The sequence below is a fragment of the unidentified bacterial endosymbiont genome, from assembly GCF_918797525.1.
Classification (GTDB): domain Bacteria; phylum Pseudomonadota; class Gammaproteobacteria; order Enterobacterales; family Enterobacteriaceae; genus Enterobacter.
This window is the reverse complement of sequence record NZ_OU963893.1, coordinates 2847500-2859677: the sequence shown is the minus strand read 5'-3', so window position 1 is coordinate 2859677 and position 12178 is coordinate 2847500. Positions and strand designations below refer to the sequence as shown.

At 54.8% G+C, this 12178-nt stretch carries 14 protein-coding genes; 9 read left to right on the top strand and 5 right to left on the bottom strand.

All coding sequences use genetic code 11. From position 1 onward, the window contains the following. Positions 1-182: 182 nt before the first annotated feature. A complete protein-coding gene (gene pabB / locus NL510_RS13650) occupies positions 183-1511 on the bottom strand; it encodes an aminodeoxychorismate synthase component 1 (protein WP_253377626.1) in 1329 nt (442 codons plus the stop codon). Positions 1512-1572: 61 nt separating this feature from the next. On the opposite strand from pabB, the gene NL510_RS13645 reads away from it, so the two are divergent. Then, positions 1573-1758: a YoaH family protein gene (locus tag NL510_RS13645; protein WP_253377624.1), complete on the top strand. Its 186-nt coding sequence runs from the start codon at positions 1573-1575 to the stop codon at positions 1756-1758. Positions 1759-1764: 6 nt separating this feature from the next. Here the strand turns inward: NL510_RS13645 and NL510_RS13640 are convergent, their stop codons facing one another. Further along, positions 1765-2109, bottom strand: a complete 345-nt coding sequence (locus tag NL510_RS13640; protein WP_253377622.1) for a RidA family protein — start codon at positions 2107-2109, stop codon at positions 1765-1767. Positions 2110-2242: 133 nt separating this feature from the next. On the opposite strand from NL510_RS13640, the gene yoaA reads away from it, so the two are divergent. The 5 genes from yoaA (at position 2243) to rnd (ending at position 8622) form a co-directional block, all read left to right on the top strand. Next, a complete protein-coding gene (yoaA, locus tag NL510_RS13635) occupies positions 2243-4153 on the top strand; it encodes a DNA repair helicase YoaA (protein WP_253377620.1) in 1911 nt (636 codons plus the stop codon). Positions 4154-4219: 66 nt separating this feature from the next. Continuing rightward, positions 4220-4915, top strand: coding sequence for a tRNA (adenosine(37)-N6)-threonylcarbamoyltransferase complex dimerization subunit type 1 TsaB (gene tsaB, locus NL510_RS13630; protein ID WP_253377618.1), 696 nt, complete (start codon positions 4220-4222; stop codon positions 4913-4915). Positions 4916-4952: 37 nt separating this feature from the next. Next, a complete protein-coding gene (locus NL510_RS13625; protein WP_253377609.1) occupies positions 4953-5534 on the top strand; it encodes a Slp family lipoprotein in 582 nt (193 codons plus the stop codon). Between the two features lie 203 nt (positions 5535-5737). Next, a complete protein-coding gene (gene fadD / locus NL510_RS13620; protein WP_253377607.1) occupies positions 5738-7423 on the top strand; it encodes a long-chain-fatty-acid--CoA ligase FadD in 1686 nt (561 codons plus the stop codon). A gap of 71 nt (positions 7424-7494) precedes the next feature. Then, positions 7495-8622, top strand: coding sequence for a ribonuclease D (gene rnd, locus NL510_RS13615; RefSeq protein WP_253384911.1), 1128 nt, complete (start codon positions 7495-7497; stop codon positions 8620-8622). A gap of 87 nt (positions 8623-8709) precedes the next feature. Here the strand turns inward: rnd and minE are convergent, their stop codons facing one another. The 3 genes from minE to minC are packed head-to-tail and all read right to left on the bottom strand — an operon-like array spanning position 8710 to position 10529. Further along, a complete protein-coding gene (minE, locus tag NL510_RS13610) occupies positions 8710-8982 on the bottom strand; it encodes a cell division topological specificity factor MinE (protein WP_253377605.1) in 273 nt (90 codons plus the stop codon). 3 nt (positions 8983-8985) lie between these two features. After that, positions 8986-9798 (bottom strand): septum site-determining protein MinD, encoded by an 813-nt coding sequence (gene minD / locus NL510_RS13605; protein WP_253377603.1) that lies wholly within the window; start codon positions 9796-9798, stop codon positions 8986-8988. A gap of 23 nt (positions 9799-9821) precedes the next feature. Next, the gene (minC, locus tag NL510_RS13600; RefSeq protein WP_253377601.1) at positions 9822-10529 is read right to left on the bottom strand and encodes a septum site-determining protein MinC; all 708 of its coding nucleotides are present in this window, start codon (positions 10527-10529) and stop codon (positions 9822-9824) included. 123 nt (positions 10530-10652) lie between these two features. Between minC and NL510_RS13595 the strand changes: the two genes are divergently transcribed. The 3 genes from NL510_RS13595 to ycgN all read left to right on the top strand — a co-directional run bounded on the left by NL510_RS13595 (position 10653) and on the right by ycgN (position 12156). Further along, positions 10653-10928 carry a YcgL domain-containing protein gene (locus NL510_RS13595; RefSeq protein WP_253377599.1) on the top strand — a complete coding sequence of 92 codons (276 nt, stop codon included), beginning with the start codon at positions 10653-10655 and terminating at the stop codon, positions 10926-10928. A 34-nt stretch (positions 10929-10962) separates the two neighbouring features. Next, entirely contained in the window at positions 10963-11622 is a 660-nt protein-coding gene (locus tag NL510_RS13590) for a fumarylacetoacetate hydrolase family protein (protein ID WP_253377596.1), read from the top strand. A gap of 93 nt (positions 11623-11715) precedes the next feature. Then, positions 11716-12156, top strand: a complete 441-nt coding sequence (ycgN, locus tag NL510_RS13585; protein WP_253377595.1) for a cysteine cluster protein YcgN — start codon at positions 11716-11718, stop codon at positions 12154-12156. The last annotated feature ends 22 nt before the right edge of the window (positions 12157-12178 follow it).

The following is a 12178-nucleotide window of genomic DNA, read 5'->3' as shown; positions in this document are numbered from 1 at the left end:
TGCTAAAAGGATAGTTTAACAGACTTAAGTTTATTTCGAAGTCTGTTAATAGTTCCTGTCAAGGATAAAAATGAACGGATGGTGATGATGGATTATTCATACTATGCATGTTTAAGTTACCTGCGTACCAAAAATATATACTTTATTTGCTGTGAGTTTTTTCATGCTTTATCTTGCATCTATTAAGTAAATGAATATTTCAAGATGCGATTGATTTTATCAAATGTCTCCTGATATTCGGCCTGAACGTTGCTGTCGGCGACAATGCCACCTCCTGCGGTACAGTAAATATTTCCCTCGCAGGCAGTCAGGGTGCGAATAGTTATGCTAGTATCCATGGTACCGCAAAGGCTTATATAGCCGATGCTGCCGCACCAGGCATTGCGGCGGTGCGGTTCGAGTTCATCGATAATTTCCATCGCCCGCACCTTCGGCGCCCCGGTAATAGACCCTCCAGGAAACGCAGCGCGAAGCAGATCGCAGGCGGTACGTGACGCAGGCAACTGGGCGGTAATGGTACTGACCAGATGATGCACCGCCGGGAATGGCTCAACGACGAACAGTTCAGGCACGCGGACGCTGCCCGGCACGGCAACACGCCCAATATCGTTACGCATTAAATCGACGATCATCAGGTTTTCGGCGCGGTCTTTTGGCGACGCGGCCAGCTTTTCGGCCTGGAGCCGGTCTGCGTCGGGGTCGGCAAGACGTGCGAGCGTACCTTTGATTGGCCGCGTCTGAATTTTCCCCTCAGAGAGATGAAGAAAACGTTCAGGCGACAGGCTCAGGATCGCGCCGTGCTCAAGACGGACAAACGCGCTGAACGGCGCGCGATTGCAGGCGTTAAGCCGGGTAAACGCCTGCCATTCATCGCCCTGATACGTCGCCTGGAATCGCTGGGCAAGATTAACCTGATAGCAATCACCGCTGTGCAGATACGCCTGAACGCGTGAAAATTTATCTGCGTATTCCTGCGCGGTCATGTTTGAACGCCAGTTCGTTGTCAGTCTGAAATTGTCAGTCGTTGCAGGCGTTTGCGCCTCAAGCCAGGCGAGGCGGGCATGCACATCCGAATGGCTGAGCAAAAAGACGGCCTGCTTATGGTGGTCGACAATCACTGTCCAGTCGTAAAGCCCCACAGCCATATCCGGTAGCAAAATATCATCTTTAGCGAGGGTAGGTAGGGTTTCAAAGCGACGGCCAAGATCGTAGCCAAACAGGCCCAGCGCGCCCCCTTGAAAGGGCAGAGCAGGGTTTGGCGTGGCCGTTAAACCCAGCCCGTCAATGGCGTGCTGAAGTTGCTGCAGCGGATCGTCCGTTGACGCCAGACCCTCGGTCGTTAACGTCTGCAGCGGATCGGCAACCAGAATATCAAAGCGGCTATAAGGGTGATCCGCATGGCCGGAGTGGAGCAGCATCGCATAGGGAAGATGGCTCAGGCGGGCAAACCAAAATTCTGCGGCGTCAGCACGCCAGGGTAAGGTAATAACAGTGGGCAAACGCATGTTCATGTGTGGCATACTACCTGGCAGCGTGAAATAATTAGCGCGGATAATTTAGCAGGAGTTGACGATGTTTGCAGGTTTACCTTCTCTGAGCCACGAACAGCAGCAGAAAGCGGTTGAGCGGATCCAGGCGCTTATGTCCCAGGGGATGAGCAGCGGAGAGGCAATTACCGTTGTCGCTCAGGAAATTCGCGCCAGCCATACCGGAGAGCGGATTGTGGCGCGTTTCGAAGATGAAGACGAAGATGAGTAACCGGGCTTAAACCGCCGCGATGATTTTGATCTCGACTTTATACTCCGGTTTCATCAGCGTGGCTTGTACGGTGCAGCGTACAGGCGCGTGAGACGCCACTACCCATGCGTCCCAGGCTTTATTCATTGCCGCGAAATCGTCCTTTGCGGCGAGGAAAATGGTCGCGTCCAGAATGCGGGATTTGTCGCTGCCTTGCTTTTCCAGTACCGCATCAATCTGCGCCAGGGTATTCGCCGTCTGCTCAAACGCGTCTGCCTCCAGGTTGGCCGGAACGCCGGTGTAGTAGAGCGTCTGGTTGTGGATAACCACATCAGACCAGCGGGCTTCGGCGTCAATGCGCACAATTGTCATAAACCTTTCCTCGTTATTTTACCTATCCAGCCCGCAAGACTGCCATAGAGTTCCCGCGTCGTCACTATTAGGAGTGGCACAGGACGGGATGGGCTGACATAATCCCTGTGCAAAAATACAGTGAGAGAGCAACGTGGCAGACGATTTTTCCCCCGACGGTCAATTAGCACAGGCTATCCCCGGCTTTAAACCCCGCGAGCCTCAGCGGCAGATGGCGCACGCTGTCGCACGCGCCATTGATAACGCTCAGCCGCTGGTGGTCGAGGCCGGTACCGGTACGGGTAAAACTTATGCCTACCTTGCTCCGGCGTTACGTGCCAACAAGAAGGTGATTATCTCCACCGGCTCGAAAGCGCTGCAGGATCAGCTCTACAGCCGGGATCTGCCAACGGTAGCAAAGGCGCTCAAATATAAAGGGCGGCTGGCGTTGCTAAAAGGGCGATCTAACTATCTCTGCCTGGAGCGTCTTGAGCAGCAGGCGCTGGCGGGGGGGGACCTGCCGGTGCAAACCCTGAGCGACGTTATTATCCTTCGGTCATGGGCGAACCAGACCGAAGAGGGGGATATCAGCACCTGCGCGAGCGTGGCGGAAGATTCCCCCGCCTGGCCGCTGGTTACCAGCACAAATGATAACTGCCTTGGCAGCGACTGCCCGCTGTATAAAGACTGTTTTGTCGTGAAAGCACGTAAAACCGCGATGGACGCAGATGTGGTGGTGGTCAACCATCATCTGTTTCTGGCGGATATGGTGGTCAAAGACAGCGGTTTTGGCGAGCTTATTCCCGAAGCGGAGGTAATGATTTTTGACGAAGCCCATCAGCTACCGGATATAGCCAGCCAGTATTTCGGCCAGTCGCTCTCAAGCCGCCAGCTTCAGGATCTGGCCAAAGACGTTACCATTGCCTATCGCACCGAATTGAAAGATACCCAGCAGTTGCAGAAGTGTGCAGACCGCCTGGCCCAGAGTGCGCAGGACTTCCGCTTACAGCTCGGTGAACCGGGGTATCGCGGCAACCTGCGCGAACTGCTGGCGGACAAAAATATTCAGCGCGCGCTGCTGTTGCTTGATGATGCCCTCGAACTTTGTTACGACGTGGCAAAACTGTCGCTTGGGCGCTCAGCGCTGCTGGATGCCGCCTTTGAACGCGCCACGCTCTACCGTGGGCGGCTCAAAAGGCTCAAAGAAATTAACCAGCCCGGGTTTAGCTACTGGTACGAATGCACCTCGCGCCACTTCACGCTGGCGCTCACGCCGCTGACGGTGGCGGATAAATTCAAAGAGGTGATGGCGCAAAAACCGGGTAGCTGGATTTTCACCTCTGCTACGCTGTCCGTAAACGACGATTTGCATCACTTTACGGAACGTCTGGGGATTGACGAGGCAGAATCCTTGCTGCTGGCAAGCCCGTTCGATTACGCAAAACAGGCGCTGCTGTGCGTGCCGCGAAATTTGCCGTTGCCTAATCAACCCGGCGCGGCACGGCACCTGGCGGCGATGCTTAAACCGATGATCGAGGCCAACGATGGACGCTGCTTTATGCTCTGCACGTCCCACGCCATGATGCGCGACCTGGCTGAGCAGTTTCGTGCCACCATGACGCTGCCGGTGCTGATGCAGGGCGAAACCAGTAAAGGACAACTCCTGCAACAGTTCGTCAGCGCCGGGAATGCGCTGCTGGTCGCGACCAGCAGTTTCTGGGAAGGGGTAGACGTGCGCGGCGATGCCCTGTCGCTGGTGATTATCGATAAACTGCCGTTCACCTCCCCGGACGATCCGTTGTTGAAAGCAAGGATGGAGGATTGCCGTCTGCGCGGAGGCGATCCTTTCGACGACGTACAACTGCCTGACGCCGTCATCACCCTCAAACAAGGGGTAGGGCGCTTGATCCGTGACGTTACCGATCGCGGTGTGCTGGTTATCTGCGATAACAGGCTGGTGATGCGCCCCTACGGCGCCACCTTCCTCGCAAGCCTGCCGCCCGCGCCGCGCACGCGGGATATTAAACGCGCGGTGCGTTTCCTGGCGAACCCAACGGCGGAGTAATTTGCCATGGAGTATGCTAAGATGCGCGCCATTTTGTGACTGACCCTTGCGAGAGCGCGACAACTGATGCGAATTCTGGCTATTGATACCGCGACAGAGGCTTGCTCTGTTGCCCTGTGGAACGACGGCGCCCTCTCTGCTCATTTTGAAGAGTGCCCACGTGAACACACCCAACGCATTCTGCCCCTGGTCAAAGCCATTCTGGCCGAGGGCAACACCTCCTTAACCGACCTTGACGCGCTGGCTTACGGCCGGGGTCCCGGCAGTTTCACGGGCGTGCGCATTGGTATTGGCATTGCTCAGGGCCTGTCGCTGGGCGCAGAACTGCCGATGATCGGTGTTTCGACCCTGGCGACCATGGCGCAGGGCGCCTGGCGTATGACCGGCGCGACGCGCGTGCTGGCCGCGATTGATGCCCGGATGGGCGAAGTCTATTTTGCCGAATACATCCGCGATGAAAACGGCGTCTGGCACGGTGAAGAGACCGAAGCCGTACTAAAACCGCAAGCCGTGACCGAGCGCCTGAAACAGTTGTCCGGCGAATGGGCGACGGTGGGTACAGGCTGGCCAGCCTGGCCTGATATGGCGCATGACACTTCCGTCACGCCGGTCGATGGCAACATCCTTCTGCCTGCGGCAGAAGATATGCTTCCGATTGCCTGTCAACTGCTGGCGACAGGGAAAACCGTTGCTGTTGAACACGCTGAGCCAGTTTATTTGCGCAATACGGTCGCCTGGAAGAAACTTCCTGGCCGCGAATGAATCTCAGTAACAGGAACTGAGAAAAAGGAGTCGCATCATGGCGGTTCAGACTAAAGTTGTACGCCTTTTTACGGCGGGCGTTGTTGCCGTAGCATTAAGCGGGTGCGTTACCGTGCCTGATGCGATTAAGGGCAGTAGCCCGACGCCACAGCAGGATCTGGTTCGGGTCATGAATGCGCCTGAGCTGTATGTTGGCCAGGAAGCACGCTTTGGCGGCAAGGTTATTGAGGTACAAAACCAGCAGGGGAAAACCCGGCTGGAGATCGCTACGGTGACGCTGGATAACGGCGCGCGACCGGTACTTGGCGAAGCCTCGCAGGGGCGGATCTACGCTGACGTCAACGGCTTCCTTGATCCGGTCGATTTCCGTGGGCAACTGGTGACGGTGGTCGGCCCCATTACCGGCGCGGTAGAGGGCAAAGTGGGTAACACGGCATACAAATTTATGACCATGCAGGTCACTGGCTACAAACGCTGGCGTATTGCGCAGCAGGTTATTATGCCACCGCAGCCCATTGATCCGTGGATGTGGGGTCCGCATCCGTATCGTTATGGTTACGGCGGGTGGGGCTGGTATAACCCGGGCCCTGCACAGGTTCAAACATACGTAACTGAATAACTTATTGTTATTGCTATAAAAGAGACAGCGGCTCAGCCGCTGTCTCTGTTTTTTTACGGCTAACACGAAAAAAAAGAGTGACGGGCTTCGCAACCTTAAATCCGGGCAATTAATAAACTGGTACGCTGAGTTAATATAATGTTAACAATCTGTTTATTGTTGGGGTTGTGATGACGACGAACACTCATTTCAGAGGTGATGCATTGAAGAAGGTTTGGCTTAACCGTTATCCCGCAGATGTTCCGGCGGAGATCAACCCTGACCGTTATCAATCCCTGGTTGAATTATTTGAACACGCGGTTCGGCGTTATGCTGACCAGCCCGCATTCGTGAATATGGGCGAAGTCATGACTTTCCGTAAACTCGAGGAGCGTAGCCGGGCGTTTGCGGCTTATCTGCAGGAAGGGCTTGGGTTGCAGAAAGGAGATCGCGTCGCGCTGATGATGCCAAACCTGCTGCAGTATCCGGTCGCGCTTTTCGGGATCCTCAGAGCCGGTATGATTGTCGTCAACGTCAACCCCCTGTATACCCCGCGTGAGCTTGAGCACCAGCTCAACGACAGCGGCGCGACCGCCATTGTGATCGTCTCTAACTTTGCTCATACCCTGGAAAAAGTCGTCGACCGGACACCGGTAAAACACGTAATCCTGACGCGCATGGGCGACCAGCTCTCCACGGCCAAAGGCACGCTGGTAAACTTCGTCGTCAAATACGTGAAGCGTCTGGTACCTAAATATCATCTGCCGAATGCCATCTCGTTCCGCCGCGCGCTGCAAACCGGTTACCGTATGCAATATGTGAAGCCAGAAGTGGTAACCGACGATCTGGCGTTCCTGCAGTACACCGGCGGCACGACGGGTGTCGCTAAAGGCGCTATGCTCACCCACCGCAATATGCTGGCAAACCTGGAACAGGTTAACGCCACCTACGGACCGTTGCTGCATCCCGGTAAAGAGGTGGTGATCACCGCGCTGCCGCTGTATCACATTTTTGCGCTCACCATGAATTGCCTGCTGTTTATCGAGCTGGGCGGACAAAACGTGCTGATTACCAACCCGCGTGATATCCCGGGGCTGGTCAAAGAGCTGGCGAAATACCCGTTTACGGCCATGACGGGGGTCAACACCCTGTTTAATGCCTTACTCAACAACAAAGAGTTCCAGCAGCTTGATTTCTCAACGCTGCATCTTTCTGCGGGCGGCGGCATGCCGGTTCAGCAGGCGGTGGCTGAGCGTTGGGTGAAGCTGACGGGACAGTATTTGCTGGAAGGCTACGGCCTGACGGAGTGCGCGCCGCTGGTCAGCGTGAACCCTCATGATATCGACTATCACAGTGGCAGCATCGGCCTGCCGGTACCGTCAACGCAAGCCAGACTAGTAGATGATGACGATAACGAAGTCGCGCCGGGTGAACCGGGCGAACTGTGCGTAAAAGGCCCACAGGTGATGCTGGGCTACTGGCAGCGCCCGGATGCCACCGATGAGGTCCTCAAAGACGGCTGGCTGTACACCGGCGATATTGCCGTGATGGATGATGAAGGCTTCCTGCGCATTGTCGATCGTAAAAAGGATATGATCCTCGTCTCAGGTTTTAACGTCTACCCGAACGAAATTGAGGATGTGGTAATGCAGCACAGCGGGGTGCTTGAAGTGGCGGCCGTGGGCGTCCCTGCTGGCAGCAGCGGCGAAGCAGTGAAGATTTTTGTGGTCAGGAAAGAGGCTTCTCTGAGTGAAGAAGAGCTGATAACGTTTTGTCGTCGCCAGTTAACGGGTTACAAAGTGCCGAAGCTGGTTGAATTTCGCGATGAACTTCCGAAATCTAACGTCGGGAAGATATTACGACGAGAATTACGTGACGAAGCCCGTGGCAAAGTAGACAATAAGGCCTGAGCTTCACGCTAGTCGCCCAGACGCCGGTTAAGCCGGCGTTTTTTATGGGCGCAAACCAAAGAGAATCCGTTTTGAATTACCAGATGATCACGACCAACGACGAGCTGGCTTCGCTGTGCGAGGTTACACGCGATTTTTCCGCCATCGCCCTGGATACCGAATTTGTCCGCACGCGGACATACTATCCGCAACTGGGCCTGATTCAGATGTTCGACGGTAAACATGTGTCCCTGATTGACCCGCTCGATATCACCGACTGGACGCCAATGCGTGATCTCCTTCTCGATACTGCCGTAACCAAATACCTGCACGCGGGCAGTGAAGATCTGGAAGTGTTTCTGAATACCTTTGGCGTCATGCCACAGCCGCTGATCGATACGCAGATCCTCGCGGCGTTCAGCAATCGTCCGCTCTCCTGGGGTTTTGCCGCCATGGTTGAGGAGTATACCGGCCTGGTACTCGATAAAAGTGAATCCCGCACCGACTGGCTTGCACGTCCGCTGACCGGGCGTCAGCTTGAATACGCGGCGGCAGATGTTTTCTATCTGCTGCCAATTGCCGGGCAATTGATGAAAGAGGCACAGGCGTCCGGCTGGTTGCCGGCGGCCCTTGATGAATGTCGTATGACTCAGCAGCGCCGCCAGGAGGTGCTCGATCCGAAAGACGCCTGGCGTGACATCAGCAACGCCTGGCAACTGCGTACCCGCCAACTGGCGTGCCTGCAATTGCTGGCTGACTGGCGTTTGCGTAAAGCGCGTGAGCGCGATTTGGCGGTTAACTTTGTGGTGCGCGAAGAGCACCTGTGGGCGGTGGCGCGCTATATGCCGGGCAGCATGGGCGAGCTGGACAGCATCGGGCTTTCCGGCAGCGAGATCCGTTTCCACGGTAAAACCCTGCTGGCGCTGGTGGCGCAAGCGCAGCAAACGCCGGAAGAGGAATTACCGCAACCGCTGCAGAATCTGATGGATATGCCGGGCTATCGCAAGGCGTTCAAGGATATTAAAGCGCTGGTGCAGGAGGTGGCGACAGAAAGCACACTGGCTGCTGAACTGTTGGCTTCGCGCCGACAGATTAACCAGTTGCTGAACTGGCACTGGAAGCTTAAACCTCAGAATAGCGTGCCGGAAATGATGGCAGGCTGGCGCGGTGAATTGATGGCCGTTCGCCTGGCTACGTTACTTGAATCCTACCCACGATAAAGATTTTACCGCCCCGGCAAGCGATGCGCCGCCGGAGAAATGCCGGGCGGCGCATCGCGGCCCGGCCAATCTACTCTGTGCTCAGGTTTACTGTGGACGCGACTCTTCAGCTTCGGGTAACGTAACGTTCAGTTCCAGAATCGAAATATCCCCGTCTTTTTGCTCCAGCTGTACTGTGACCATCTCCGGGTCAATCTGCACGTACTTACAGATCACTTCCAGAATGTCCTTACGCAGTTGCGGCAGGTAATGCGGCTCGGCATCGCTGCGGCGACGCTCCGCAACAATGATTTGCAGACGCTCTTTAGCGATGTTGGCGGTGCTTTTTTTCCGCGAGAGAAAAAAGTCCAGTAATGCCATAACTTATCCTCCGAACAGGCGTTTGAGGAAACCTTTCTTCTCTTCTTCGATGAAGCGGAAAGGACGTTCTTCTCCCAGCAGACGATCAACGGTATCGGCGTAAGCTTTACCGGCATCTGCCATGGTATCCAGAATCACGGGCTCACCCTGGTTAGAGGCGCGTAACACGGACTGATCTTCCGGAATGACGCCGACCAGTTTGATCCGCAGGATCTCCAGTACATCTTCCATACTCAGCATGTCACCCTTGTTGACGCGGCCCGGGTTGTAGCGGGTCAGTAACAGGTGCTCTTTAATCGGTTCCTGGCCATTTTCCGCGCGGCGGGATTTAGACGCCAGAATACCCAGAATACGGTCAGAGTCACGCACGGATGACACTTCAGGGTTGGTGGTGATGATGGCTTCATCGGCGAAGTAGAGCGCCATCAGGGCACCGGTCTCGATACCCGCCGGGGAGTCGCAGACCACAAAGTCAAACTCCATCTTTTTCAGCTCATCGAGCACCTTTTCCACGCCTTCACGGGTCAGCGCATCTTTGTCACGCGTCTGTGAAGCCGGTAAAATGTAGAGGTTCTCGGTGCGCTTGTCTTTAATCAGCGCCTGGTTCAGCGTCGCATCGCCCTGGATAACGTTAACGAAGTCATACACGACGCGACGTTCACAACCCATGATCAGGTCGAGGTTACGCAGGCCGATATCGAAATCGATAACGACGGTTTTCTTTCCCTTCTGGGCCAAACCTGTAGCGATGGCCGCGCTGGAGGTTGTCTTGCCAACGCCTCCTTTACCCGAAGTAACAACAATAATGCGTGCCATAGAAATTCCTTGTTAAAAAGGGATCAATTCAACGGTTGAACGGTCAAGGCGTCATCTGCCAGGCGCAGACGAGCCGCTTTGCCATAAAATTCGGCTGGGATCTTGTCGCTCAGCCAATATTCCCCTGCGATGGAGACCAGTTCCGCCGTCAGGTGAGTACAAAATATTTGTGCGTCCCGTTCGCCACTTGCACCCGCAAGCGCACGCCCACGCATCATACCGTAGACGTGAATATTGCCATCCGCAATCAGCTCAGCGCCAGCGCTGACGTGGTTTGTAACAATCAGATCACAGTTTGGCGCATAAATACGCTGACCGGAACGAACCGGTACATCAATCAATCGCGTTTTTGTGATGGTTGTAACGTTTTGCTCCACGGGTGGGGACGTTTGCGCGGCCGCAGGCGCCGGACGCGAGGCTTTCTCTTTACCTTCGTTGAGCAGCGGCAGCCCAGCACGCTCAATTTCTGCTTTCAGCTCAGTATCTTTGCAGCCGCTGATGCCAACTATGCGCAGTCCCGTTGAAGAGACTGCCTGCTGGAGACGTTTCCAGTTAACCGGCGCCACCAGATCGCTGACATTAATAACCACCGGGGCGTGTTTTAAAAAGGCCGGAGCCTCGGCGATTTTGTCTTCTAACGCCTGACGAATAACCTCGGGTTTCGCATCATGCAAATGAACCACTGATAAGGTGAAGCTGCTGCCTTTAAGCTCGATGGGCGTGTTTGACATCCTGGCCTTACTCAATTTGCTATTAACCGCAACAACTCGCTGCGATATTCCGAAGAGTATCAGGCATGTTATAGTCAGGAGTATATTGAGGCAAGCAACCACCCATTAATTCAGAGTAAAAACATGTTTTGTGTGATCTACAGAAGTACCCGTCGCGACCAGACCTATCTTTATGTCGAAAAGAAAGACGATTTTTCCCGCGTGCCGGAAGAATTACTGAAAAGTTTCGGTCGTCCACAGCTGGCGATGCTGCTGCCGCTGGACGGACGTAAGATGCTGGTTAACGCCAGTCTTGAAAAAGTGAAAACAGCGTTAACCGAACAAGGTTATTATTTACAGCTTCCGCCGCCACCCGAGAATTTATTAAAACAGCATCTTGCGGTGAACGGGAAAAAATAGTTCCAGTTACATCACATCAACCTGAGGGGCGTACATGTATCAACATCATAACTGGCAAGGTGCATTACTGGATTATCCCGTCAGCAAAGTGGTCTGCGTGGGCAGCAACTATGCGAAACACATTCAGGAAATGGACAGTGTCATGCCAGAAGAGCCTGTGCTGTTCATTAAGCCGGAAACCGCGCTGTGTGATATCCGCCAGCCGCTGGCGCTACCGCAAGGGCTGGGATCGGTTCATCACGAAGTGGAGCTGGCCGTTCTGATTGGCGCAACGCTGCGTCAGGCCAGTGAAGAGCATGTACAGCAAGCGATTGCCGGTTTCGGCGTGGCGCTGGATCTGACCTTGCGGGATGTGCAGGGCAAAATGAAGAAGGCCGGGCAGCCGTGGGAAAAAGCCAAAGGTTTTGATAATTCCTGTCCGATCTCCGGCTTTGTTCCCATAGGCGAATTTTCCGCCGATCCACAAAACACTGCGCTTGCACTTAAGGTTAACGCTGATATCCGCCAGCAGGGCAACACCGCTGACATGATCCATAAGATTGTCCCGCTCATTGCCTATATGAGCCGCTTCTTCACCCTGAAACCCGGTGATGTGATCCTCACCGGCACGCCGGAAGGCGTGGGTCCGCTTAACGGTGGTGATGAACTGGAGGTCAGTTTTAACGGTCTGTCACTGACCACGCGCGTACTGTAAAAGCAACTTGCCGCCTCAAGAGGGCGGCAAAACTTGCATCAACGTGCCAGACTCGCTATAAGGTGCGCTTTCTTTCAACGTGTGGACATCCTGATGAACGACATTCCTTTCTGGCAAACTAAAACGCTCGACGAAATGACTGACGCGGAGTGGGAATCGTTGTGTGACGGCTGCGGGCAGTGCTGCCTGCATAAACTGATGGATGAAGAGTCTGACGAAATCTATTTCACCAACGTTGCCTGCAGGCAATTAAACATCAAAACCTGCCAGTGTCGTAACTACGAGCGTCGCTTTGAGTTTGAGCCGGACTGCATCAAATTAACCCGGGAAAACCTGCCGACCTTTGAATGGCTGCCACATACCTGCGCCTATCGTCTGTTGGCAGAAGGCAGCGATCTGCCGAAGTGGCATCCGCTGCTGAGCGGCTCAAAAGCGGCGATGCACGGTGAACGCATTTCGGTACGGCACATTGCGGTGAAAGAGTCCGAGGTGCGGGACTGGGAAGATCACATCATGAATCATCCCAACCGTTGAAAAAAAACCGCCGAGGCGGTTT

Bases quoted from the DNA above. Each gene is read 5' to 3' on its own strand.
- pabB (WP_253377626.1), bottom strand. From the start codon at position 1,511: ATGAACATGCGTTTGCCCACTGTTATTACCTTACCCTGGCGTGCTGAC.
- NL510_RS13645 (WP_253377624.1), top strand. From the start codon at position 1,573: ATGTTTGCAGGTTTACCTTCTCTGAGCCACGAACAGCAGCAGAAAGCG.
- NL510_RS13640 (WP_253377622.1), bottom strand. From the start codon at position 2,109: ATGACAATTGTGCGCATTGACGCCGAAGCCCGCTGGTCTGATGTGGTT.
- tsaB (WP_253377618.1), top strand. From the start codon at position 4,220: ATGCGAATTCTGGCTATTGATACCGCGACAGAGGCTTGCTCTGTTGCC.
- NL510_RS13625 (WP_253377609.1), top strand. From the start codon at position 4,953: ATGGCGGTTCAGACTAAAGTTGTACGCCTTTTTACGGCGGGCGTTGTT.
- minE (WP_253377605.1), bottom strand. From the start codon at position 8,982: ATGGCATTACTGGACTTTTTTCTCTCGCGGAAAAAAAGCACCGCCAAC.
- minD (WP_253377603.1), bottom strand. From the start codon at position 9,798: ATGGCACGCATTATTGTTGTTACTTCGGGTAAAGGAGGCGTTGGCAAG.
- minC (WP_253377601.1), bottom strand. From the start codon at position 10,529: ATGTCAAACACGCCCATCGAGCTTAAAGGCAGCAGCTTCACCTTATCA.
- NL510_RS13595 (WP_253377599.1), top strand. From the start codon at position 10,653: ATGTTTTGTGTGATCTACAGAAGTACCCGTCGCGACCAGACCTATCTT.
- NL510_RS13590 (WP_253377596.1), top strand. From the start codon at position 10,963: ATGTATCAACATCATAACTGGCAAGGTGCATTACTGGATTATCCCGTC.
- ycgN (WP_253377595.1), top strand. From the start codon at position 11,716: ATGAACGACATTCCTTTCTGGCAAACTAAAACGCTCGACGAAATGACT.